Origin of the sequence: Paraburkholderia sp. EG286B (genome assembly GCF_040965655.1) — a bacterium.
GTDB lineage: Bacteria > Pseudomonadota > Gammaproteobacteria > Burkholderiales > Burkholderiaceae > Paraburkholderia.
On the sequence record NZ_JBFRCF010000002.1, the window covers coordinates 139411 to 163812 of the forward strand.

The following is a 24402-nucleotide window of genomic DNA, read 5'->3' on the forward strand; positions in this document are numbered from 1 at the left end:
CCGGATCGGGTTGAAGTGGAAGCGCTTCCACAGCGCTTGAGGCGCACAATAGCAGCGGCGAATTCCGGCGGGCAATCGGGGTTTTTCTGGACGTTTTTATGTAGCTGCTTCACACGTTTTCCGCACTACATGGCCCTTTGGCTTGTAGCATGGCTACACGGGCCTCACGCATCCGAGCGCGACTCCAGCTCGGGACGCACCGCCGCGAGCGCTTCGTGCAGCGTCGGGAAGATATTCGCACGGCCCACCACGGCCGTGATGCCGTGCCGATCCATGTCCGCAAGCAGATAGCGGTTCACGCGCCCGAAAATCACCTTCACGCCGCGCTCCGCGAGTTCCGCACAGAGGTCGATCACGGCGCGCCCCGCGGAATAATCGAGATCGGTAATCGCCCCCGCATCCACGACCACGCAGTGCACGGGCGACGGCGCCCGATCGATCAACATGCGCAGTTCGTCGACGAACAGGTGGTCGTTCGCATAGAACAGGTCAGCACCGAACCGATAGACGATCAGCCCCGGCGCCGTGAGTTGGCCCGCCTGCGCGGGTTCGGGCAGCCAGTGCCCCTCCTCGTTCGGCACGAGCACCATGGTGTGCGGTCGGTAGCTATGGCGCACGTGCCGCAGCAACGACAGGCCGATTGCGATGAGGATACCGTTCTCCACGCCGATCACGACGACGGCGAGCGCCGTCGTCACCGCGAGCCGGAATTCACCGGGACTTTCGCGGCGAATGTCGATCAGCTGGCGAATGTTGACGAGCCCCACGGCAATCGTGAAGACGATTGCGGCCAGCACGCAATGCGGCAGGTATTGCAGCAGGCGGCTGAAGAACAGCAGCACCACGAGCACGACGCCCGCGAACACGAGTTGCGCGAACTGGCTGCGCGCACCGGCCTGGTCGGCCATGGCGGTCTGCGTGAGGCTGCCGTTCACGACGAACGCGCCGCTCATCGAAGCCGCCGCGTTGGCTGCCGCGAGGCCGAGGAGATTGGTGTCCTCGTCGGTGCGCTCGCCGTAACGTTCGGCAAACGCGCGGCTCGTGGCCGCGCTCTGGGCGACGATGATGACGAAGCACGACGCCGCCACCTGCAGCAGATCGATCATCTGGAACCAGCCCACCGCGGGAAAGCTCAGGCGCGGCAAGCCGCCCTGCACCGGGCCGATCACCGCAATGCCGTGGCCCGCGAAGTTCAGCATGGCGCTCGCGGCGATGCTCCCCGCCACGGCGACGAGCGGCACCGGCCAGCGCGGCCGCAACGTCTTGAAGACCAGGATCGCGGCCACGACGACGACAGCGATGGCAAGCGTCGGCCAGTGAACCGCGCCCAGTTGGGTGACGATCTGCTTGATCTGCAGGACCGTGCGGCGTGAATCGACAGTCATGCCAAGCATGTCGCCGAGCATCGCCACCCCCACCTGCACGCCCACGCCCGTGAGAAAACCGGCGAGGACGGTGCGCGAGAGAAAATCCGCGAGAAAGCCGAGACGAAACAGGCGCGCAATCAACAACATCACGGCCGTGAGCAAGGCGGTCATGCCTGCGAGCGCGACATATTCGGCACTCGAGGGCGCCGCCATGGTCGTGAGACGGCTCGCGAAAATGGTGGCCGTGGCGGAATCGGCGGCAACCACGAGATGACGCGACGCGCCAAAGAGTGCGAACGCAACGAGCGGCAGAAAGCCCGTGTACAGACCGGTTACGGCAGGCATGCCCGCGATGCGCGCGTAGCCGAGCAGTTGCGGCACGTTCATCGAGGCAAGCTGCACACCGGCGAGCGCATCGCGCAATGCAGACGCGCGAGACAGCGGCCGCACGCCGCGAAACAGTTCAAACGCCATTACGCCATCCTTTCGAAATCCGCCTCTGCGGGCGGTGTTTTTTTAGCTGCAGGTTCACTGGCGCAGTATGTTAGCGCGCATGGGCGTTCCGGTACGTGTTCGATTGCAGCGTCGTTGCACAGGCATCAATGAAAGAGGCCAGCCCGCGGGCTGGCCTCATGACGGATACGCTCAACCGCGTTTCGCAGCGCGATGGCTATACGCGAATCGGCGGCGGCACATAACGGCATTCGTAGCGTTTTCGGACCGTGCCGTTCTCGTCCACGCTTTCGAGGAACACGTCGAATTGCCAGAGGCGCGCCATGTGGCGCAGCACTTCGTCGGTATCGCCCGAAAGGTGACGATTGTCGCTCATGAAGTGACGCAGCGTGAGACTGCGATCGCCGCGCGTGTTCACCGACCACACCTGGATATTCGGCTCGCGATGATGCATGTCGTACTGACGCGAGAGCGCCTGGCGCACGTACTGGTAGCCGCTTTCGTCGTGGATCGCCGAGACTTCGAGGGCGTCGCGCATGTCGTCGTCGAGCACCGAGAAGAGCCGCATTTCGCGGATCAGATGCGGCGACAGGTATTGCGCCACGAAGCTCTCATCCTTGAAGTTGCGCATGGCGTAGTGCAACGCCTTGAGCCACGGACTGCCGGCCAGCTCGGGGAACCACTTGCGGTCCTCCTCCGTGGGGCTTTCGCAGATGCGGCGAATGTCGCTCATCATCGAAAAGCCGAGCGCATACGGATTGATGCCGCTGTAATACGGCTTCGTCACCGGCGGCTGATAGATCACGTTGCTGTGCGAATGCAGGAACTCCATCATGAAGCCGTCTTCGAGCTTGCCCTGCGTATAAAGCGTGTTGAGCAGCGTGTAATGCCAGAACGTGGCCCAGCCTTCGTTCATGACCTGGGTTTGCCGCTGCGGGTAGAAGTATTGCCCGATCTTGCGCACGATACGGATGACTTCGCGCTCCCACGGCTCGAGCAGCGGCGAGTTCTTTTCGGCGAAATACAGCAGGTTTTCCTGTGGCTCCGGCGGAAAGCGCTCGTCGATCTCCTCGGCGACGGGCATTTGCTGCTTGGGCAGCGTGCGCCACAGCTCATTGACCTGCGACTGCAGATAAGCCTCTCGTTCCCGGCGCAATGCGGCCTCGCGTTCGAGCGAGAGCTTTTGCGGGCGTTTGTAGCGGTCCACGCCGTAATTCATGAGCGCGTGGCACGAGTCGAGCAACTCTTCCACGCGGTCGAGACCATAGCGTTCCTCGCATTCGGCGATGTAATTCTTCGCATAGACGAGGTAGTCGATGATCGCGTGCGCGTCCGTCCAGAGACGGAACAGATAGTTGCCCTTGAAGAACGAGTTGTGCCCGTACGCGGCGTGCGCGATCACGAGCGCCTGCATCGTCATGGTGTTCTCTTCCATGAGATACGCGATGCAGGGGTTGGAGTTGATGACGATCTCGTAGGCGAGACCCATCTGGCCGCGGCGATAGCTCTTTTCGGTGGAGAGAAAGTGCTTGCCGAACGACCAGTGGCGATAGTTCACCGGCATGCCGACGGACGCATAGGCGTCCATCATCTGCTCGGCGCTGATCAGTTCGAGCTGGATCGGATAGACATCCAGTTCGTATTGCTCTGCAACATGCGAGATATGAGTGTCGTACTCCTCGATGAGTTCGAAGGTCCAGTCGGAGGGGCACGGCAACGGCCGTTTGTCGGCTACGTTCATTTGCACTTCCCTTTGCTGGGCGAGCCCATGCTCCTTGTGGCGAGCAGCCCCGGCGGCATGTCCGGGCGCTTCGGCGTCTTCGTGGTGGCCGGGCTTGCGCTCGTCACCGTGTTCGCCATGATGCCCTTTTTCGTGGCCGCTCGTCTTCCGGCGCTCCGGCTGGTAGCCGCGCGCCTCATTGTGCAGGTGGCGTGTCGTCATGAGTGCTCCACCTGCTTTTCGAAAAGCTCCCGGAACACCGGGTAGATGTCCGCCGCGGTGTCGACTTTCTTCATCGCCAGATGCGGTTCGGTGAGTGCGAGCTGCGCGTATTCGAGCCAGAGGTTCTGCTCCTCCGGCGTCACCTGAATATACGCAAAATAGCGCACCTGCGGCAGTATGTCATCCGCGAGAATCTTGCGGCATTTGGGCGAATCGTCAGTCCAATTGTCGCCGTCCGAAGCCTGTGCGCCGTAGATGTTCCAGTCGCTTGGCGAATAACGGTCCTCGATCACTTTTTTCATCAGCTCCAGCGCGCTCGACACGACCGTGCCGCCGCTTTCGGTGGAATGAAAGAAGGTGTCCTCGTCCACTTCCTCGGCGCGCGTGTGGTGGCGAATGAAGACCACCTCGATCTTTTCGTAATTGCGCTTGAGGAACAGGTACAGCAGGATGAAGAAGCGCTTGGACAAGTCCTTGCGCTGCTCGTCCATCGAGCCCGACACGTCCATCAGGCAGAACATCACGGCCTGGCTCGACGGTTGCGGCTGCTTCACGCGATTCACGTAACGCAGATCGAACGGGTCGATGAACGGAATGCGCCAGATGCGCCCGCGCAAATGATGAATCTGCTCTTCGAGCAGCGCGATTTCTTCGCGCCGGTCGGCCGGGTCGGCCTTGAGCGCTTCGAGCTGCTCCTCGAGTTCGTGCAGTTCGTTGACGAGCGGCGCACCGAGCGCGATGCGACGGCCGAGCGCGCTGCGCAGCGATCTCACGACGTCGATGTTGTTCGGCGTGCCTTCGGCCGCCCAGCCCGCGCGGATGCTCTTCCACGTCGGCACGGCCATGAGATGGGTTTTGACGAGGCGCGGCAGTTCGAGGTCGTCGAAGAAGTACTGCATGAATTCTTCGCGGGAGAGTTCGAACACGAAGTCGTCCTGACCTTCGCCCTCGTTGCTCGCCTGGCTGCCGCCACCGCCCCCGCCGCCCTGTGGGCGCGGAATGCGGTCGCCGCGAATGTAGTCCTCGTTGCCTGGGTGAACCATTTCGCGCTTGCCGCCGGGGCCGTGCCGGAACGACGGCTCCGCGATGTCCTTGCGCGGAATGGTGATGCTCTGGTTGCTCTGTATGTCCCTGATGCTGCGGTCACGCACCGCTTCCGAAACGGCGTGACGAATATAGTTCTTCACGCGGCGCAAAAAGCGCTCGCGGTTAGCAATGCTCTTGTTCTTTCCGGCTAGCCTGCGGTCGATGATTTGATGAAGCACATCCAGTCTCCCGCTCCAGTTTCGAATGGGCGAGGTGCGCAGTGTTCATTGCCGCGTCTGCCATCGTGCGTGCCGCGTTCACCCGCTCATGGCCACGCCGCCTGCGCCCCGCCGGGGGTCCGCTGGCGCCGCCGCAAAGCTGCGGCAGCGCGACCGGACGATAAAGCCTCTACGTTCACGACGACTTGCGCACCCGCAGATACCAGTCGCACAGCAACCGGACCTGCTTCGGCGTATAGCCCTTCGCCACCATGCGGTTGACGAAGTCTTCGTGCTTGCGCTGCTCTTCCGCCGATCCTTTCGCATTGAACGAGATGACCGGCAAAAGTTCTTCCGTGTTCGAAAACATTTTCTTTTCGATCACCACGCGCAGCTTCTCGTAGCTGATCCAGGCCGGATTTTTGCCGGCGTTGGCCGCACGCGCGCGCAGCACGAAGTTCACGATCTCGTTGCGGAAGTCCTTCGGATTGCTGATGCCCGCGGGCTTCTCGATCTTTTCGAGCTCGGCATTCAACGCCGCGCGATCGAAGCTTTCGCCCGTATCGTGATCGCGGAACTCCTGGTCCTGAATCCAGAAGTCGGCGTAGGTGACATAGCGGTCGAAGATGTTCTGCCCGTATTCGGAATACGACTCGAGGTAAGCGGTCTGGATCTCCTTGCCGATGAACTCCGCGTAACGCGAGGCCAGCACGTCCTTCACGAACGACAGATACTTCTGCTCGGTTTCCGGCGGGAACTGCTCGCGCTCGATCTGCTGTTCGAGCACATACATGAGATGCACCGGATTCGCGGCCACTTCGGTCGAGTCGAAGTTGAACACGCGCGAAAGAATCTTGAACGCGAAGCGCGTCGAGACCCCGTTCATCCCTTCGTCCACGCCCGCGAAGTCGCGATATTCCTGGTACGACTTCGCTTTTGGATCGGTGTCCTTGAGGTTTTCGCCGTCGTACACCTGCATCTTCGAGAAGAGGCTGGAGTTCTCCGGCTCCTGCAGGCGCGTGAGCACCGACATTTGCGCCATCATCTTCAGCGTGCCCGGGGCGCACACGGCCTCGGCCAGCGACGAATTGCGCAACAGCTTCTCGTAGATCTTCATCTCTTCCGAGTAGCGCAGGCAGTACGGCACCTTCACCACGAAGATACGATCGAGCAGTGCCTCGTTGTTACGGTTGTTGCGGAACGCCTTCCACTCCGACTCGTTCGAGTGCGCGAGGATGATGCCGTTGAACGGAATCGCCCCGAATCCTTCGGTGCCCTTGAAGTTGCCTTCCTGGGTGGCCGTGAGCAGCGGATGCAGCACCTTGATCGGCGCCTTGAACATTTCGACGAATTCGAGCAGGCCCTGATTCGCGAGACACAGGCCGCCCGAGTAGCTGTATGCGTCGGCGTCGTCCTGGGCGTATTGCTCGAGCTTGCGGATGTCCACCTTGCCGACGAGCGACGAGATGTCCTGATTGTTCTCGTCGCCAGGCTCGGTCTTCGCGATGCCGATCTGGCGCAGGATGGAGGGGAAGCGGCGCACCACGCGGAACTTGCGGATGTCGCCGTTGTACTCGTGCAGGCGCTTCACCGCCCACGGGCTCAGGATGCTGCGCAGGTAACGGCGCGGGATGCCGTATTGCTCTTCGAGTATCGGACCGTCTTCGTCGTAGTCGAACAACCCGAGCGGAGACTCGTTCACGGGCGAGCCCTTGATCGAGTAGAACGGCACGCGCTCCATCAGCTGCTTCAGACGCTCGGCGATGGAGGACTTGCCGCCGCCCACCGGACCGAGCAGATAGAGAATCTGCTTCTTCTCTTCGAGTCCTTGCGCCGCATGGCGGAAATACGCGACGACCTGCTCGATCACGTCTTCCATGCCATAGAACTCGCGGAATGCGGGATACACCTTGATGACCTTGTTCGCAAAGATGCGCGACAGACGCGGATCGTTGCGGGTGTCGATCTGTTCGGGTTCGCCGATTGCCGTCAGCATGCGTTCGCCAGCCGTGGCGTACGCATTGGGATCTTCCTTGCAGAGCGCGAGATACTCCTCGAGCGAGAACTCCTCCTCTCGCGTTTTTTCGAAGCGGGTCGCGAAGCTGCTGTAGATATCCATGCTACCTCCTCGCCGAGATCTGCGACCGATGTCGTGCGCGGCGCGCTATTCGGAAACGACATCGCTCAAATTCATCCTAAACCCTTTTGAAATTTTTCGCACCGTTAAATCGCGCCTGATGTGCCCTCTAAAGCTAAGCATTATTGAGCGCTTGGAGGGCGCCAGACAACGACTTACAATGATCTTCCCCACTGGTGCAAATTTCAGACCGGGGTCACGCTCCTTCCCAAATGCTGTGCCTGCGTGTTGGCCAATTACGTCGGGCCGGGCATTCGCAGCAAGCCGCTTTTTACCTGGTGTTCGACCGGCTTTTCGCCTTGTCATCCGGCCTGACCGGCGCTACGGCATACGCAGCGCCTCTTCATCCAACGCACCAGTGCAGCGCCGGTGCACACCCATTCGTTACGATTTGTTCGCGAGCCCGCAGAGCGCGCTCGCATTGCGCACTGCCACGCCAATGTTGTGAGCACGCGTCAATGCGATTTTTTTCCCGTTTTACGCGTCGATTTCGCCATCGTCGGTGACCTGCCGCGCATTCCTGCGCGGATGCCAACCGACGCTGCCAGGCCCTGTCGGCAGTAGTGGTTTTCCCGCTCCGATCGAACGACGCGCGATGGAGATGACACCCGTGACAGGTTGCCAGGTTTACACCCATGAGCCACATAGCGCGCACAAAAAAATAAAGCCGCCGCGCAATGCGCGCGGCGGCCGTTCGTGAGAGCAAATATGACAGGTGCGACAGTTACATGATGCGCGATGCGCCCCTGGGCGACCTAGACGAACTCGACTTCGACTTCCCCCAGCCCGTCGATGTGGCCGTGCAGGAGGCCCGGTGTATCGATGCGGTGCGCACCGACATAAGTGCCGGTCGTAATGGTCCATTCGGGCTCGATCGTGATGCCCATGGCGGCGCAATGATTGACGAACCAGACCAGCAGTTCGCGCGGATCGCCAGCGGGGTTGCCCGGCGCCTCCGGCACGAGCGAGGCGCCGTCGAACGTCAGTTCGAGCTCCGGCGCGACGAAATCGAGCACGCGGGCAAGCGCCGGGTACGGCAGCGCATGACCGGTCACGAGTGCGCCATTGTTCTGTGCATCGGCGAGCTGGGCGAGCGGCGCGACGTTGGGCCATTGCGCGAAACGGCTATCGACGATCTCGATGGCCGGCAGGATCTGGCCGACGCGCGCGAGCACCTCGTCGCGCGCATAGGCTTCGGCGCGCGGGACGATCGGTTCCGAAAAACGAAAGGCGATCTCCAGTTCCACGAGCACGCGGAAGAACTGGCGGCGCTCGAAGCGCGCCGGCGAGGCGTGCACGAGCGGCGCCGGGATCGGCGCGCCCGAGGCGGGGCCGCCCGGGGCGCGCGCGCCCACCTTCCAGCCGCCCGTGGTCGTTTCGAGCCCGGCGAGCACCGCCTGCTGGATCGCGTAAGCCGTGGCCGCGTCCGGCGGCACGCGCTCAGGTTCCAGCGTTTCGATCAGATGATGATGCCGGCGCGCATTCACGAGGCGTTGCGTGAGATCGTCATGCGTCATGTCGGGTTCCTTGTTTGTGCTGTCATGCGGCGCCGGCGCTCGATGCCGGCGCAATCCGTCCTGCCTGGCGCGGTGCGCCCTCCCTTGCCCCTGCGGCGCGGGTCCTGCCCCTTGCGGCGCCACCCCGTACGGGCCGCGCTCAGGCATCGGCGCGGGCTGAACCGTCCAGCACGACGCCATGCCGCTCGCGGGCACCGCTGGGCGCCGCAGTGTAGCGCGCCGACCGGGCCCCGCAGATGACACGGCTGACAATGTACCGTAACGGCGCTCGTATGGCGCACGGCGGGGCCGCACAACGGGGTCAAAGGCGTAAAAAAAGCCGCTGCGGCGCAGCGGCTGGCACTCGCGCGCGGACGGTCCGCGCGGCGGGTCAGAGGAGTCTCAGAAGGTTTCCCAGTCGCCGCTCGAACCGGCGCCCGACGCCACCGCGCTCACCGGCACGCTCGGGGCCGCGGCGGGCCGTGCGGCCGGCTGGGCGGAGGCGGGAGCCGGAGTGCTGCGCGGCGCGCGCCTCGCCGCGGGCGCAGCAGCCCCGGTGGCCGCTGCCGGGCGCGTGACAGCCCGCGGGACGGCAGCCGTCCTGGCAGCTGCCCGCACGGGCGGCACCGGTGCCGCCCGTCCCGCCGCGTCATCCAGGTTGAACACCGCGACGGCCTCGCGCAGGCGTCCCGCCTGGTCCTCGAGCGACTGCGCCGCGGCGGCGGCCTCCTCGACGAGCGCCGCGTTCTGCTGGGTCACCTCATCCATCTGCGTGACCGCGCGCGCGACCTGGTCGATGCCGCCCGACTGCTCCTGCGAAGCCGCCGCGATCTCGCCCATGATGTCGGTCACGCGCTGCACCGCGGCGATGATCTCGGTCATCGTGCGGCCCGCCTCGTCGACCAGCGCCGACCCCGCCTGCACGCGCTCGACCGAGGTGTCGATGAGCCCCTTGATCTCCTTGGCCGCCGCCGACGAGCGCTGCGCGAGGCTGCGCACCTCGCCCGCGACCACGGCGAAGCCGCGCCCCTCCTCGCCCGCGCGCGCCGCTTCGACGGCCGCATTGAGCGCGAGGATGTTGGTCTGGAACGCGATGCCCTCGATGATCGTGATGATGTCGGCAATCTTCGCGGAGCTGTCGTTGATGTCGCCCATCGTGCCGACCACCTGACTGACGACCGAGCTGCCCTTGTTGGCGATTTCCGAGGCGTTGGCGGCGAGCGCGCTGGCCTGGCGGGCGTTGTCGGCATTCTGCTTCACGGTGCCGGTGAGCTGTTCCATGCTCGAGGCGGTCTGCTGGAGCGCCGAAGCCTGTTCTTCGGTGCGCGACGAGAGGTCGAGGTTGCCCGCGGCGATCTCGCGCGTGGCCGTGGCGATCGATTCGGTGCCCGAGCGTACCGAACGCACCGTTTCGGTGAGGCTGCGCTGCATCTGCGCGACGCCGCCCAGCAGTTCGCCCATCTCGTCGTTGCGGCGCACGACCACGGGCCGGCGCAGATCGCCGGCGGCGATCGCATGGAAAGCGCCGAGCGCTTCGCCGAGCGGCTCCGCAATGGCGCGGCGCAGCGAGAAGAACGAATAGGCGGCCGCGCCGATGCCCACGAGCAGCGCCGCGATGCACGCGATGCGCAGTTCCGAGAACGCGGCCTGGGCGTCGTCGAAGCCCTGCTGCGCTTGCGTCATCTGGAATTTGTCGAGCACGGCGTCGGCCTTCGAGAGCCCGTCGTAGGCTTCCTTGAGCGCCTTGGCGCCCGCCACGACCTTCGCCTGGTCGCCCGACTGGACGGTCGTCATGAATTGGTCCGCGATCTGGTGCAGGGCCTCGCGCCGGGCCCCGACATCCTGGGCGAGGCGCGCTTCCTCGCCGTCGTGCGGCAAGGCCATGTACTTCTTCCAGAAGTCGTCCGACACGCCGCGCAGCATATGTGCACGGTCGATCGTTGCGGCGGCGTCGGATGTACCCAGTTCGAAGGCGGCCCGGTCGAGCGCGAGACGCTCGCGCGCCGCGTAGATCTCGGCCAGGTTGACCGCGTGTGAACTCGGCATCTGGTCGGTGAAGGTCTCGCGATACGCGTCGTTCGAACGCGTGAGACCCAGCAGCCCGACCGCACTGATCGCGACGATCAACGCCGCCAGAAAGCCCATCGTGATGCCGATGCGCGCCTTGATACTGATGCCCTTGCCCATGACTCCCCCAACGCTTGTGGTGTGGTCGGGCCAGCGCCCGACATTGAGTTGTCGCTCTAACAGGCGTTTACGGCACAGGTTTTCATGGTCTTGAAATGTGTATATGGTATGAAGTATTAACGGACTGCATTCATGCGCGGGGTGAATAAGCCATGCCGCGGCCGGCCATGGCTTGTATGGCAGCGAGACGTGCGGATACGCTCAGCCCGCGAGTTCGGCGAGCGTGGGAATGGAAGGTTGAGCGCCCGCGCGCGTGACGGAAACCGACGCCGCGCGCAATGCGAAAGCGATGGCTTCGAGCGCAGGCGCACCGGCAGCCAGGCGCGCGGCCAGTCCGCCGATGAAGGTGTCGCCGGCCGCCGTCGTGTCCACCGCATTGACGCGTGGCGCGGGCAGATGGACGGCCGCGGCGCCGTCGAGCAGCGCGCATACCCCCTGCGCCCCGAGCGTCACCAGCACGTTGCGTGCGCCCGCTTCACGCAGCGCCGACGCCGCGCGCGCCGCCTCCTCGGGCGTGCTCGCGGGCAAGCCGGTGAGCGCGGCGGCCTCCAGTTCGTTCGGCACGAGATAGTCGATCAGCGGGAGCCACTGCGCGGGCAGCGGCCCCGTAGCGGGCGCTGGATTGAGGATGGTGATCTTGCCCAGGCGCCGTGCGGCGGCGAGCGCGGCTGCCACGGCGACGGTGGGCGTTTCGAGCTGGCAGACCACGACATCGGCCTGCGCGAGCACGGCTTCATGGCGCGCAATCGTTTCGGGCGTGAGTTCGCCGTTGCTGCCGGCCACGATGACGATGGCATTCTGGCTCGCGTCGTCGACGATGATCAACGCCACGCCGGTCGGCGCGCCAGGCGAGGTTTCGAGCGCGCCACAGTCGATCCCTTCTGCCATCAGCCCCGCGCGCAATACCTCGCCGTTGCTGTCGGCGCCGACCCGGCCGACCATCGCCACCTGAGCGCCCAGGCGCGCCGCGGCCACCGCCTGGTTGCCGCCCTTGCCGCCGGCCACCTGCGCAAACGCATGGCCCGCGAGCGTCTCGCCGGGAGCCGGCAAGCGCGGCGCACGCGCGACGAGATCCATGTTCAGACTGCCGACCACGGCCACGCGAGCGCGCGCGTCGGTCGGCTTTGCTGCGTCAGTCGTCACGATGCCTCCTCGATGGCTTGCGCCTTCGCCACAGCCACCCTGCCTCAGGCCGCGAGCGGCGCGTACTCCTCGGCACCGACCCAGGGCCCCGTCGATTCGCGCGCGAACAGCGCAGGCGGCATGACGCGGCGCCGCGCCCTCGCGCCTTCCTCGCGCGCGTTCGCGATGCGCTCGATCAGCGTGAGCGCCGCCATGTCGCCGAGCGCACGCGCCGGCTGGCCGACCGTCGAGAGCGCGGGCCAGGTGAAGTTGCCCAGCTCGATATCGTCGAAGCCGATGATCGAGCAATCGCCCGGCACGCGCAAGCCGCGCTCGGCGGCCGCGCGCAAGGCGCCGATGCCCATCATGTCGTTGCCGGCGAAGATCGCGGTCGGCCGCACGCTGTCGAACAGTTGCGCCGCCGCGCGGTAACCGCCCGCGCCGGAAAAGTCGCTTTCGACGATCGCCCCCGGCGCGATCTCCACGCCGCGCTCGGACATGGCGCGCAGGAAGCCGTGCATGCGCATCGCGCTCACCGCGGTCGTCACCGGCCCGGTGATGCAGCCAATGCGCGAGTGCCCGAGTTCGAGCAGATGCCGCGTGGCGAGCCAGGCGCCGCGCTCGTGGTCGATCTGCACGAGATCGGCGTCGAGCCCCTCGATGTTGCGGTCGATGACGACGATCGGCTCGCGCGTATCGGCAAGCGTCGAGGCCAGCACCGCGTCGTCACCGGCCGAGGCGACGATGAGGCCGTCGATGCGCTTTTCCTGCAGCACGCGCAGGTAGCTACGCTGCTTGGCCGGGTCGTCGTCGGAGTTGCAGAAGAACACGCAGTAGCCCTTGCGCGCGCAGGCGTCCTCGACCCCGCGCGCAAGCTCCGCGAAATACGGGTTGGTGCCGTTCGGCACGAGCAGACCCACGGTCGCCGTCGCACGCGCCTTGAGCGAGCGCGCCACCGCCGACGGCACGTAGTTCAGGTCGCGGATCGCACGCTCGACCTTGGCCCGCACGTCCGCCGACACCGGACGCGAATTGTTCACCACATGCGACACCGTCGTGAAAGATACCCCCGCCACGGCGGCCACATCCTTGATCGTCGCCATATTTATGTTGCTCCTGCTTTTTTGCTGCCCTGTTGCTGCCGGCTCTCTGCGCGCCCGTTGTTGGTTTGGTCTGGCGTCGCTTCCCCGGTCATTTCCGCCGGCCCGCGCTGCATTGCGGACCGCGCCCTCGAAAAATTGTTATGCCCTGCTGCCTCTACGACTTCGCCTGCTGCGGTACGTGTCGAGCACGACCGCCACGACGATCACCGCGCCGGTGATGATGCGCTTGGTGGGCTCGTTCGCGCCGATCTGCGCGAGCCCCGCGGCCAGCACCGAGATGATCAGCACGCCGAAGAACGTGCTGATGACCGAGCCGCGCCCGCCCATCAGGCTCGTGCCGCCGATCACCACGGCCGCGATCACCTGCAATTCCAGCCCCACGCCGGCGTTCGGATCGGCGGCTTCGAGGCGCGAAATCTGGAACAGCGCCGCGAGCCCCGAAAACGCGCCCATCAGCGCGAACACGATCACCTTGTACGGCCGCGGATCGACGCCCGCCAGGCGCACCGCTTCCTCGTTGGTACCGATACCAATCAGATACCGTCCGAACACCGTGCGCGTCAGCGTGAGCTGCGCGATCACCATCACCGCCACCGCGATCAGGAACGCCGGTGAGATGCCGAATGCGATCGGGTTCGAGAGAAAGTCGAACGCGTCGCCGATATACGCCGTGCGCGAATTCGTCATCTGGTACGCCAGCCCGCGCGCCGCTTCGAGCACGCCGAGCGAGACGATGAACGACGGGATGCGCCAGCCCACCGTCACCGCGCCCGTGAGCGTGCCGGTGGCCGCCGCGGCGACGAGGCCGAGCAGCGCCGCCGGCAGCGCGCCCCAGCCCCACTTGAGCGACGCCACGCTCACCACCGAAGCGCCGAGCGCGAGCACCGAGCCCACCGAAAGATCGATGCCCGCGATGATCAGCACGAAGGTCATGCCCACGGCCATCACCACGAGATCGGGAATCTGGTTCGCGATGGTGCTGAACGTATCGTACGTGAGGAAGTGCGAACTCAGCAGCGAGAACAACACGATCATCGCGATCAGCGCGAGCGCGAGGCCCAGATAGTTCGAAAAGCCAAAGCGCGTCCCCACGGGCTTGCCGCTCGCCTGCATGGCATGCGGCGCCGGCCCGGGCGCCGCGGCCGGCGCGATTTCGGCCGAACGGGTACGCCCACCGCTTTCGTCGCCCGGCGGCGACGGTTGCCCGCGCAACGGATCGTTCGTCATGAAGCGCTCCCTCGTGGGTCGTCGTTGCGTTCCTGCGGCTTGCGCGTTTCCAGGTGCGGCGGCACCTCGCCCATCTCCGGCAGATCGCACGCGTTCGCGACCAGCGCATCCTCGGCGCGCAGCCCCGCGAACGCGGCCGCCAGCAGCTTGTCCTGGCTCCACTCGTCGCGACCGTAGATGGCCGTCATCTTGCCCGCCGACATCACGCCGATGCGGTCGCAGATCAGCATCAGCTCGCGCAGGTCGCTCGACACCACCACGAGCGCCCGGCCTTCGCGCGCGAGCGCGCCCATCAGCGCGTAGATGTCGAACTTCGCGCCGACGTCGATGCCGCGCGTGGGCTCGTCGAACAGCACGACGCGCATCGACTGCGTGATGTCGCGGGCGAGCCAGCGGCCGATCACCACCTTCTGCTGGTTGCCGCCCGACAGCTCGCCCACCGGCTGCGCGGGTCCGGACGCGCGGATTCGCAGCGCGTCGATCTGCGTGCGCGCCAGCGTGGTCTCGCGCGCCGCGTCCACCACGCCATAGCGCGATACCGCGCCCACGTTGCCGAGCGTCACGTTCGCCGCGAGCGGCTGCGGCAGCAGCAACCCTTCGCCCTTGCGGTCCTCGGTGATGAGCGCGATGCCAAGCCGAACCGCGTCGGCGGGCGAGGCGATCTGCACCGGCTGCGGCGCCGCGCCCGGCGTGGGCGCCACCGCCACCGTGCCGCGCTCCATGCGGTCGGCGCCGTAGATGAGCCGCATCAGCTCCGTCCTGCCCGCGCCGATCAGCCCCGACACGCCGAAAATCTCGCCGGCGCGCACTTCGAACGACACGTCGCGCACGGCCTTCGCGCGCGTGAGTCCGTCCACCTTCAGGAGCGGCGCGCCGATGCGCCGCTGCCCCAGATCGATGCGCTCGCCAAGCTCGCGTCCCACCATCAGCGCGACGATGCGCGCGGGCGTGAGGTTGGCCATGGCATCGACCCGCACGAGCTTGCCGTCGCGCAGCACCGCGACGCGCTGCGCGATGCGCTCGAGTTCTTCGAGCCGGTGCGAGATGTAGACGATCGCCACGCCGCGCGCCTTCAGCCGCGCGATCTGCTCGAACAGCAGCTCGACCTCGCGGGCCGTGAGCATGGCCGTCGGCTCGTCGAGGATCAGCACGCGCATGTCGCCGCCATCGGCACCACCGACACCGGCGGCGCTGCCGATCAGGTTGCGCGCGATCTCCACGAGCTGCTGATGCCCGATACCCAGCTCCCCGACCGGCGTGTCGGGGTCGATCGCCTCGAGCCCGACCTGCGCCATCGCGGCCCGCGCGTCGTCGCGCAGCCGCCTGCGATCGATCCAGCCGAACCGCAGCGGCCCCGACTGCGGCAGGCGGTCCAGAAACAGGTTCTCCGCAACGCTCAGCGTGGGCAGCAGGTTCAGCTCCTGCATGACCATGCGCACGCCGAGCGCCTCGGCTTCGCGGCGGCTCGCCGGGGCGTAGGGCTGGCCCATCAGCTTCATGCTGCCCGCGCTCGGCGCCGTGAGGCCGCTCACGATCTTCGAGAGCGTGCTCTTGCCGGCGCCGTTTTCCCCCGTGAGCGCAAGCACTTCGCCGGCGTGCAGCGCGAGGCTGACGTCGGCGAGCACCGGCTGCTCGTAGGTCTTGCCGACGCCCGTCACCGTAAGCACGGCGGGCGCAGGCGACGCTACGTCGGGGACATTTGCTTCCATCACGATCCTGTAGTCGCGAGCCGCGCCGCCGGGTTCAACCGGTGAGTCGCGCCGCCCGGATACCGCGGGTCCGCACCGCCGCCGCACGCTCCGGTAGAGCGCGCCTCGAACGGCGCGCTGGGCAGCGATACGCCGCCCAGCGGAAGACGGCCGCCCATGCGGCCATCCCGGTACAAATAACGGCTGCGCAGCGAGATTCTTGAGCGCTTATTGCGTTGCGCACGCAAATACCGCCGCGCCACGGCGTGGCGCCTGCCGGCAGCGCTTCACTTCGTGACGAGCACCACGGGCGTTTCGACGATGCCCGACAGCTCCGACTGCTTCTTGTGCTCCTTGAGCGCCTTCAAGGCCGTGTCGATGCCGAACACGGCCTGTTTCGCCGCGAACTGGTCGGCGGTGGCGAGTACGCGGCCGTCCTTGAGCATGGGCTTGATGGCGGCGATGTTGTCGTAGCCGACCACGTACACCTTGCCCTGCTTGCCCGCCGCGCGCACGGCCGACACGGCGCCGATCGCCATGTTGTCGTTGCCACACAGCAGCGCCTTGATGTCCGGGTATTCATTGAGCATGGCGGAGGCGACGGCGTTGCCCTTGTCGATCTCCCATTCGCCCGACTGCGTCGAGACGATCTTCGCGCCCACGGCGTCCATTGCGTCCTTGAAGCCCGCGGTACGCTGCTGCGCGTTGGTCGTGGTGGACACGCCCTCGACGATGCCCACCGGGTCGCCCGACTTCAGGCGCCTGGCCAGGTAGTCGCCCACGAGGCGGGCGCCCTTGCGGTTGTCCGGGCCGACGAACGGCACGTTCAGATCCTTGGACTTGAGCACGTCGGCATCGAGCTTGTTGTCGATGTTCACGACGATGATGCCCGCGTCCACCGCCTTCTTCACGACGGGCACGAGCGCCTTGGAGTCGGCGGGCGCGAGCACGATGGCGTCGACCTTCGAGACGATCATCTGCTCGACGATCTGGATTTGCGCGGCGGTGTCGGTCTCGTTCTTGATGCCGTTGGTGATGAGATCGAACTGGTCGGCGTTGTGCTTTTGATAGTCCTTCGCGCCGGTCTCCATGGTGAGGAAGAACTCGTTGGCGAGCGACTTCATGATGAGCGCGACCTTCGGCTTGTGAGGCGCCTGGGCGCGGGCCGCGAGCGGCAAGGCGCCTGTCACGGCGGTCGTGGCGAGCGCGCTGGCGGCGAGAAGGATGCGGCGGCGAATGCGGGAGTTCATGTCTGGAAGTCTCCGGTTTGTCGGGCCCGGCTGGGCCCTGCTTTCTGGTTATGCGCAAACGTTTTCTGCCGGCCCATTCTCGGCGCAGGCGCTGAACGATGTCAACTTCGCTCTGTCGCTAGCGTCGCTGGCGGCCATGCGGCGGCGCAACAACGCCCGCCGCGACTCAGAGCCCGCTTCAGAGCCAGTTGATACGACGAAACAGGAAAAACAGGAAGATATCGAGCACGAGCATGGCCGCGAGGCAGATCTGGTAGCCAAACCTGAAATGCAGCTCCGGAATATGCTCGAAGTTCATGCCGTAGATACCCGCGATCATCGTCGGCACGGCAAACAGCGCGGCAAACGAACCGAGCCGCTTGGTCACCTCGTTCTCCGCGAGCGAGATCATGCCGAGGTTCACCTGGATGGCCGTGACGATCATTTCGCGGCGTGCGTCGATCATGTTGGACACGCGCACGAGATGGTCGTACACGTCGCGGTAGTACGCCTGCATGCCCACGCAGATCTGCGGAATGCGCCCGCCCACGAGTTTGCCGACGGCATCCACGAGCGGCGTGACGTGATGCGCGAGGATCACGAGACGGCGCTTGAGCGAGTAGAGATCCTCGATGATCGCGCGCGAGCCCGCGAGGTCGTGCTTGTCGAAGATGCGGTCCTCCAGTTCCTCGATCTCGCTGGAGAGCGTTTCGAGCACGGGCGCGTAGCGGTCGACCACGCTGTCCATCAGCGCGTAGAGCACGAACCCGGAGCCTTCGCGCAGCAATTCGGGTTCGCGCTCGCAGCGCGCGCGAACGTCGGTGAAACCCTGCTGCGCGCGGTGGCGAACCGAGAGCACGAAATTGGGGCCGGCGAATACGTTCACCTGGCCTATGATGACTTCGCCGTCGTCGTCGAGTTCGAGCGTGTGGAGCACGCTGAAGACCGTGTCGCCGTATTCTTCGATCTTCGGCCGCTGGTTGCCGTTCATCACGTCTTCGATGGCGAGCGCATGCAGGCCGAACTCCTCCTTCATCGCCGCCATTTCGCCGGCGTCGGGATCCTTGAGCGCGACCCAGACGAAACACTCGGGCTTCGCCAGATAGTCGCTGATGGCTTCGACCGTGACGTCTGCCAGTTTCTTGCCGCCTTGATACGCGACGCAGTTGATTAGCATGTTCCTTTTCTTCCGCGCGGCGGGTCGCGCCCGCGCCGCTTCGAGTTGCACCGGTTGCCAAGTGTAAGGGGTTCCGTCGACCGGCGGCGTCTGGACGGGGTGCCCGAGCGGCGCGCGCCCGCCTGACGGCGCCTGACTGGCGTTTGGGAGCACTGCCCGTGCCCGCGCGCAACGGTCGTGGCGAACGGCGGCTGGCCTACTGCGCGACGCGGCGGATGCCGATGTGGTGATCCTTGTCGAAGGTGACGCTCGCGCGGTTGGTGTAGCGCGGATCCACGAGAAAGCGCAATTCGATCACGGGATCGAACTGGGTCGTCACGGCGATGCGGTGCACGCCCGGCGTGAGGTAGAACGTGACGTGCTCGCCGTCCATGAGGTCGGTCACGGGCTCACCGTCGAGGTAGACGGGCGCGTCGCGGAATTTGACGATGACGTTGCGGGTGCGCTCGCGGCGCACGTCCACGGCCACGAGGCCCTCGCCCGGCGCGGTGTAGCCAGGCTTCAGGATGCGTTCGGCCGGCACGGGCTTGAACGGCATGGGCTGCGGCTGCTCCTCGGCACAGCCGCCGAGTGCGAACGCGGCGACCACCGTGATGGCGGCGGCGAGACTCGCAATCGACCTGCGCGACGGCAAAGGCGGCATGGGCGCTTTCCCCTCTTCTGACCTCTGGCTGCTGGTTCGCGCCCATCATATCCGCACGGGCGCCAGACCGATCATCGTTGTTATATGCTTTGGGGAATGCGCGGCAGCGCTCGCAACCGGCATCAAGAGGAGGCAACGGCCATGTGGTACTTCGCGTGGATCCTCGGCATCGGCGTTGCGCTCGGCTTTGGCATCATCAACGTGATGTGGCTCGACGCCAACGGCAAATTCCTGAACGGACACGGACCGGAGCGGACCGGCCCGGATAACGTCCCTTCGGCAGGCGCCGGCACACCACATGGCGAGGCACACCGCCCGTGACGAGTCTGGTGTTCTTCTGCGGCCACGCCGGCGCCGGCAAGACGTCGCTTGCCAAACGCCTGTTCGCCCCGCTCGCCCGCGAGACCGGCGAGCCGTTCTGCCTGCTCGACAAGGACACGCTCTACGGCAGCTATAGCGCCGCCGCAATGGGCGCGCTCACGCACGACCCGAACGATCGCGACAGCCCACTCTTCCTGCAGCATTTTCGCCAACCCGAGTACCGGGGGCTCATCGACACCGCCCGCGAAAACCTCGAGCTTGGCGTGAGCGCGCTCGTGGTCGGCCCGCTATCGCGCGAGGTGCGCGAGCGCAAGCTGTTCGACCGCGCGTGGCTCGGCGTCGGTCAGGAGGTGGGGCTCACCGTGGTGTGGGTGCATACGAGCGAGGAAACGGCGCACGCGCGCATCGTCGCGCGCGCCCATCCGATCGACGCCTACAAGCTCGCTCACTGGGACGAATACCGGCAGCGGCGCTTCATGCCGACGGGTGCGCAACTCGACGGCCTGCTGCTCTTCGACAACAGCGCGCCCGCCGCGGCCGACTACGACGCCTTGCTTGAGCGCATCGTGTCGGCAACGGCATCGACCTGAGATTTCAGGCCGCCACCTTCGCGCGGCTGTCGAGCGTCGCGCCTTCGTACACCTGACCGAAGCGGTTCGCGAGGAATTGCTGGAGCGACACCTGCTCCTGACGCACGAACCCGGCTTGCGGCAGACGCTTTTCGCGGAACAGGTCGAGCACCGCGCACATGGCGCCGGCGGTGGTGATCTGGATCGCGCTCATGGGCACGCCGCACACCGTCTTCGCGAAGATCTTGCGCGTGAACACTTCCTGCACGAGCTTGCCGTCGCGCATGCCGGTCACCGTCATGAAGATGAGCACGACGTCCTGCTCCGTGGCAGGCACCGAGCGGCGCATGATGGACTTGAGCGTGTCGCGGTCGCTGGAAAGGCGCAGGTCTTCGAGCAGGAACTGCATGAGCGCGCGATGACCTGGATAGCGCACCGACTTGTAGTCGAGCGACTCGACCTTGCCGGAAAGCGTCTCGCAGAGCGTGCCCAGGCCGCCCGAGGTGTTGAAGGCCTCATACTCCACGCCGTCGAGCGAGAAATGCTCGAGACCTTCGAGCGGCTGCACCCACTGCGTGCGGCCTTCGCGGATCGCTTCGCACGGCTGGCAATACTCGTTGATGAGACCGTCCACGCTCCACGTGAGGTTGTACTTGAGCGCGTTGGTGGGGAACTGCGGCAGCGCGCCCACGCGCATCTTGACGTCGCGGATCTCGGTGAAGCGGCTCGCGAGCGCATGCGCCGCAATGCCGATGAAGCCGGGCGCGAGACCACATTGCGGCATGAAGACATGATCGGCGCCGTCGGCCAGTGCGCGGATCGCGTGGGTCGCGCGCACGTCCTCGGTCAGGTCGAAGTAATGGACGCCCGCGCCCTTCGCTGCCGAGGCGACGTTCACCGCGAGATAATACGGCAGCGCATTGATGAGCACGTCGTAGCCATCCAGCGCGCCGCGCAGCGCGGCCGCGTCGCCGGAATCGACACGCGCGGTGGGGATGCCCTGCGCCGCAAGCGGCTCGAGCGCCTTCGCATCGCGATCGAACGCCGCGACTTCGTAGTCGCCGCTCTCGCGCAGCATGTGGGCAATGGTGTGGCCGATCAGGCCGGCGCCTGCAATCGCAACTTTCATGGGTCATCTCCTTTGGTTTTCTATGCTTGGGGATGGGCAGCGCCCGCTCAAACACAGTCTAGGGAGAGACGAATACGGTTCATAGACGCAAAACGATGCGTTTCGACCGCCATTTTCGTCATTATGACGATCAGTTTCGTCGAAATGACGAAACCATTCATTTTCGACGGCGAATACCTCGCCGTCCGGCCCGCGGCTCGGCCCGAGTTTCAGCCCGTTACCGAGCCGCGATCGACCTTGCGCGCGAGCACGATCGACGTGGTCGTGCGCTCCACGCCGGGTATGCCGCCAATCTGGTCGAGCAGGTCGTTGAGGCGGTCGGGCGAATCGGCGCGCAGCCACGCCACGTAGTCGTACTCGCCGCTCACCGCGCACAGCAGCTGCACTTCGGGCATCTTGCCGAGGCGCTTTTGCACATCGGGCCCGTGGCGTGGCGCGATGATGAGCCCGACCCACGCCTGCAGGCTCGCGTCGAGCACGTCCTGGCCGAGGCGCACGCCGTAGCCGGCGATCACCTGGGTGCGTTCGAGCCGCTCGATGCGCGCCAGCACCGTGGTGCGCGCGACGCCCAGGCGCCGTGCGAGATTCGCGACGCTTTCGCGCGCGTTTTCCTGCAGCAGCGCGACGAGGCTGCGGTCGAGGTCGTCGAGTTGATCGAGGCGCGGAGGTCTCATCGGGGGGCGGTCTGGATGGGAAGTCTGAACGGCGTCATTATCGCGCGCGGGTGAGCACGCCGGGCGGCGCTCGCGTCGCGCAAGTCATGCCCGACGGGTATTTCCACGCGTTTCGTTTGTAAGCAAGTGTCGCAGCCGGGGCGTCATGAAGCGAGAACGTGGTACTAATAACGCCTGCAGCCATTCTGGCCATGCTACCCGCTACGAAATGATTCAAGGAGTCACAATGAAGAAAGCTTTCGTCATCCTTGCCGCCTCGCTCTCGATGAGCGGAGCGTTCGCGCAAAGCGCCGCGCCGGCCGCCTCGGCAACCGCCGCGGCCGCGTCGAGCGCCGACGTGCGCGCCGCGCAGCATCAGCAGCGCGTCGAGGAGCGCATCACGTGGCTGCACACGCAGCTCAAGATCACGCCCGAGCAAGAGCCGCAATGGAAGACGTTCGCCGACACCATGCGCAGCAACGGCGAGACCATGTCGAATCTCTTCAAGCAGCGTGCGGAGAGCGAAAGCTCGCGCAACGCGCTCGACGACATGAAGCAGTACGCGCAGATCGCCCAGGCGCACGCGGACGACATGCAGAAGCTCGTCTCGGCGTTCGAGCCGCTCTACACGAGCCTCTCGCCGGAACAGAAGAAGCTCGCCGATCAGGCCTTCCGCCACGGCAATGAGCACGGCCCGTCGGGCAAGCCGGGGCATCCGAAGCACAAGGGCAAGGCGAAGCCGTCCGCAGGCGCCGCAGCCAGCGACACCGAAGCGGCCAGCACGCCGGCCGCGCAGTAAGACGGAGGAAGGCGCACCCGCGAATCGGGTCGCGCTCCCATGCGTGCGCGACGGCCCGATCCAGGGTACCCTTGCGGACCGCGCGACGGCCGGGCGAAACTGCCCGGCCGTCGCTTCTTCGAAAGCCGTTTTTTGTGAAGCCCGTCCGCTGCTGCCGCCATGATTGAACTGACCCAACTCGACCTGCGTGTCGACCCCGCCGCACAGCGCGTCGTCAAGGACGAGACCGTGAGCGTCGAGTTCGCAGCCGTAGCCGGCGAGCTAATGAGCCTCGAAGGCCCGAACCGCTACGCGCCCGGCGACGCGATCATCACTGGTTCGACCGGCGATCGCTGGGTCGTCTCGCGCGACCGGTTCGATGCGAAGTACCTGCCGGCGAGCGACACCCTTGCCCACGGCGATGCAGGCGCGTATCGCAACCACCAGGTCGTGGTGCTCGCAAGGCGCATGGACGAGCCGTTCACGCTCGTGCGTTCGGCCGGCGGCGACCGGCTCAGCGGCGTAGCCGGCGACTGGGTCATGCAATACGCGCCCGGCGACTATGGCGTCGTGCAGGCCGCACGTTTCGCCAAGGTCTACAAGCTCGCCGACTAAGTCCCAGCGCAATGCCGAACGGGCGCGCCGCGCCCGTCGCTTCAAGCAAGCGCGCTTCAAGCAAGCGCTTTACGCAAACTCTTCGTCCAGCGCGATCGTCACCTCGCGCGGCACGTCTTCGCCCTTCGCGTGCTGCTCCTCGAGCGATTCGATCGTCGCCTCCATATAGGCGCGCAACACCGCGAAGCTGCGACCGCGCAGCCGCGGCGGCAAGGCGCGATAGCGCGCGAGCGCGGCGGGCGCGATTGCCACCGTGAGCACCATGCGGCGCGCCTTCGAGCCGAAGCGCATCGCCACCCAGTGCACGACCAGTTGCGGCACGCCGTTTTCAGTCGGCTCTTCGGCAAAGCGCGTCTGCTCGGGAAAGATGTCGGCGATCACGCGGGCGAGCTCGTCGAATTCGGGGCTCGCGCATTCAAACAGATAGGCTTCCATTGACGCCAGAAAAAAGAAGTAAGACGCGCGCACTCATGCCGCGCGCGCGACGCGCCGCTGCAGGCGGCACGTCCTGAAAAGCACGACGGCGACCACCACGGCCGCCACCACATACAAACCGTCCACGGCCACGAGCGGCACGAGATGCGCCTGGTATATCGCGGCGGGCACGTCGATGAGCGCGTGCACGAGGATCGCGAGCGGCAAAATCCCCTTCCATCCCGCGCGCACGCCGCGCCACATCAGCACCGACAAGCCGATCTGGAACACGAACGCGGCCGTGCGCTCGAGCGCGAAAACGCCCGCGAACAGCGGCGAAAGGCTAGCGAGAATCAGATGGACGCGCAAGACCGAGTCCATCGTGAGATTGGACAGATGCTCGTCGAGATCGCCGCGATTCGCGAGCACCGCGAACACGATCCATTGCAGCTGCACGAGCACGCCGACGAACCACGCCTCCGCACCCGCATGGCCGATGCCGTAGCCGAACGCCGCGCCGTCAGCGGGTGCGTTGGGCTTGGCCGCGCCGCGGCGCGCGATGACGCGCATGGCGATATAGCGCCCGACCTCCTCGCACACGCCCGCGGCGAGCGCCCCGTACAGTACGAAGAACACGGGATTCGAAAGCACCGGCGCGACGGCGGCGTTGCCGTGCAGCAGGTAGTCGTTGACGGCGCGCTCGATCACAGTCGCGAACAACGCGAAGATGGCAACGCCCGTGATCGTATCGCGCCAGTCGAGCGCGAACGGCACACGCAGCCGGCGATACAGTGATACGGGCAAGGCGGCGACGAACAGCGTCGCGAGCGAAAGGCAGACGAGCGTGATCGGAGCTACGGACATGGGCTTCCTTATGACGTTCGGCACGCACGCACGCGCGCCGCAGC

Annotated in this window: 22 protein-coding genes; 4 read left to right on the forward strand and 18 right to left on the reverse strand. The window is 65.8% G+C overall.

The window, feature by feature from the left end; all coding sequences use genetic code 11:
* Positions 1–164: 164 nt before the first annotated feature.
* From AB4Y42_RS04015 to AB4Y42_RS04080, 14 genes are all read right to left on the reverse strand, one after another.
* Positions 165–1841, reverse strand: coding sequence for a SulP family inorganic anion transporter (locus AB4Y42_RS04015; RefSeq protein WP_368693461.1), 1677 nt, complete (start codon positions 1839–1841; stop codon positions 165–167).
* A 196-nt stretch (positions 1842–2037) separates the two neighbouring features.
* Entirely contained in the window at positions 2038–3762 is a 1725-nt protein-coding gene (locus tag AB4Y42_RS04020) for a SpoVR family protein (protein ID WP_368693462.1), read from the reverse strand.
* Complete coding sequence (locus AB4Y42_RS04025) at positions 3759–5027, reverse strand: YeaH/YhbH family protein (protein ID WP_342921284.1); 1269 nt, start codon at positions 5025–5027, stop codon at positions 3759–3761. The genes AB4Y42_RS04020 and AB4Y42_RS04025 overlap by 4 nt, the downstream gene beginning before the upstream one ends.
* Positions 5028–5202: 175 nt before the next feature.
* Entirely contained in the window at positions 5203–7125 is a 1923-nt protein-coding gene (locus AB4Y42_RS04030) for a PrkA family serine protein kinase (protein ID WP_069265701.1), read from the reverse strand.
* Positions 7126–7898: 773 nt separating this feature from the next.
* Positions 7899–8660 (reverse strand): 2-keto-4-pentenoate hydratase, encoded by a 762-nt coding sequence (locus tag AB4Y42_RS04035; protein WP_368686053.1) that lies wholly within the window; start codon positions 8658–8660, stop codon positions 7899–7901.
* Between the two features lie 381 nt (positions 8661–9041).
* Positions 9042–10826, reverse strand: a complete 1785-nt coding sequence (locus AB4Y42_RS04040) for a methyl-accepting chemotaxis protein (protein ID WP_368693463.1) — start codon at positions 10824–10826, stop codon at positions 9042–9044.
* A 201-nt stretch (positions 10827–11027) separates the two neighbouring features.
* Entirely contained in the window at positions 11028–11969 is a 942-nt protein-coding gene (rbsK, locus tag AB4Y42_RS04045; protein WP_368693464.1) for a ribokinase, read from the reverse strand.
* A 44-nt stretch (positions 11970–12013) separates the two neighbouring features.
* Positions 12014–13051 carry a LacI family DNA-binding transcriptional regulator gene (locus tag AB4Y42_RS04050; protein WP_368693465.1) on the reverse strand — a complete coding sequence of 346 codons (1038 nt, stop codon included), beginning with the start codon at positions 13049–13051 and terminating at the stop codon, positions 12014–12016.
* A gap of 138 nt (positions 13052–13189) precedes the next feature.
* A complete protein-coding gene (locus AB4Y42_RS04055; protein WP_368693466.1) occupies positions 13190–14278 on the reverse strand; it encodes an ABC transporter permease in 1089 nt (362 codons plus the stop codon).
* On the reverse strand, positions 14275–15987 hold the full coding sequence (locus AB4Y42_RS04060) for a sugar ABC transporter ATP-binding protein (protein WP_368693467.1): 1713 nt from the start codon (positions 15985–15987) through the stop codon (positions 14275–14277). The genes AB4Y42_RS04055 and AB4Y42_RS04060 overlap by 4 nt, the downstream gene beginning before the upstream one ends.
* Positions 15987–16145: a hypothetical protein gene (locus tag AB4Y42_RS04065; RefSeq protein WP_368693468.1), complete on the reverse strand. Its 159-nt coding sequence runs from the start codon at positions 16143–16145 to the stop codon at positions 15987–15989. The genes AB4Y42_RS04060 and AB4Y42_RS04065 overlap by 1 nt, the downstream gene beginning before the upstream one ends.
* Before the next feature lie 108 nt (positions 16146–16253).
* Complete coding sequence (locus AB4Y42_RS04070; protein WP_368693469.1) at positions 16254–17216, reverse strand: sugar ABC transporter substrate-binding protein; 963 nt, start codon at positions 17214–17216, stop codon at positions 16254–16256.
* A gap of 178 nt (positions 17217–17394) precedes the next feature.
* Positions 17395–18372: a magnesium/cobalt transporter CorA gene (gene corA / locus AB4Y42_RS04075; protein WP_368686061.1), complete on the reverse strand. Its 978-nt coding sequence runs from the start codon at positions 18370–18372 to the stop codon at positions 17395–17397.
* Between the two features lie 196 nt (positions 18373–18568).
* Complete coding sequence (locus AB4Y42_RS04080; protein ID WP_368686062.1) at positions 18569–19015, reverse strand: hypothetical protein; 447 nt, start codon at positions 19013–19015, stop codon at positions 18569–18571.
* A 141-nt stretch (positions 19016–19156) separates the two neighbouring features.
* Between AB4Y42_RS04080 and cydX the strand changes: the two genes are divergently transcribed.
* Together cydX and AB4Y42_RS04090 are read left to right on the forward strand one after the other, a co-directional pair.
* Positions 19157–19336 (forward strand): cytochrome bd-I oxidase subunit CydX, encoded by a 180-nt coding sequence (cydX, locus tag AB4Y42_RS04085; protein ID WP_368686063.1) that lies wholly within the window; start codon positions 19157–19159, stop codon positions 19334–19336.
* Complete coding sequence (locus tag AB4Y42_RS04090) at positions 19333–19926, forward strand: AAA family ATPase (RefSeq protein ID WP_368686064.1); 594 nt, start codon at positions 19333–19335, stop codon at positions 19924–19926. Before cydX ends, AB4Y42_RS04090 begins: the two co-directional genes overlap by 4 nt.
* A 4-nt stretch (positions 19927–19930) precedes the next feature.
* Here AB4Y42_RS04090 and AB4Y42_RS04095 read toward each other — a convergent pair whose 3' ends face one another.
* Together AB4Y42_RS04095 and AB4Y42_RS04100 are read right to left on the reverse strand one after the other, a co-directional pair.
* Positions 19931–21034 carry a saccharopine dehydrogenase C-terminal domain-containing protein gene (locus tag AB4Y42_RS04095; RefSeq protein WP_368686065.1) on the reverse strand — a complete coding sequence of 368 codons (1104 nt, stop codon included), beginning with the start codon at positions 21032–21034 and terminating at the stop codon, positions 19931–19933.
* 209 nt (positions 21035–21243) lie between these two features.
* Positions 21244–21708: an Lrp/AsnC family transcriptional regulator gene (locus AB4Y42_RS04100; RefSeq protein ID WP_042265707.1), complete on the reverse strand. Its 465-nt coding sequence runs from the start codon at positions 21706–21708 to the stop codon at positions 21244–21246.
* A gap of 226 nt (positions 21709–21934) precedes the next feature.
* On the opposite strand from AB4Y42_RS04100, the gene AB4Y42_RS04105 reads away from it, so the two are divergent.
* A complete protein-coding gene (locus tag AB4Y42_RS04105) occupies positions 21935–22486 on the forward strand; it encodes a Spy/CpxP family protein refolding chaperone (protein ID WP_368693470.1) in 552 nt (183 codons plus the stop codon).
* A 159-nt stretch (positions 22487–22645) separates the two neighbouring features.
* Positions 22646–23080 carry a PGDYG domain-containing protein gene (locus AB4Y42_RS04110; protein WP_342921300.1) on the forward strand — a complete coding sequence of 145 codons (435 nt, stop codon included), beginning with the start codon at positions 22646–22648 and terminating at the stop codon, positions 23078–23080.
* Between the two features lie 69 nt (positions 23081–23149).
* Here AB4Y42_RS04110 and AB4Y42_RS04115 read toward each other — a convergent pair whose 3' ends face one another.
* Positions 23150–23515, reverse strand: coding sequence for a DUF3022 domain-containing protein (locus AB4Y42_RS04115; RefSeq protein ID WP_368693471.1), 366 nt, complete (start codon positions 23513–23515; stop codon positions 23150–23152).
* Between the two features lie 33 nt (positions 23516–23548).
* Positions 23549–24358, reverse strand: coding sequence for a YhfC family intramembrane metalloprotease (locus AB4Y42_RS04120; protein WP_368693472.1), 810 nt, complete (start codon positions 24356–24358; stop codon positions 23549–23551).
* Positions 24359–24402: the final 44 nt, after the last annotated feature.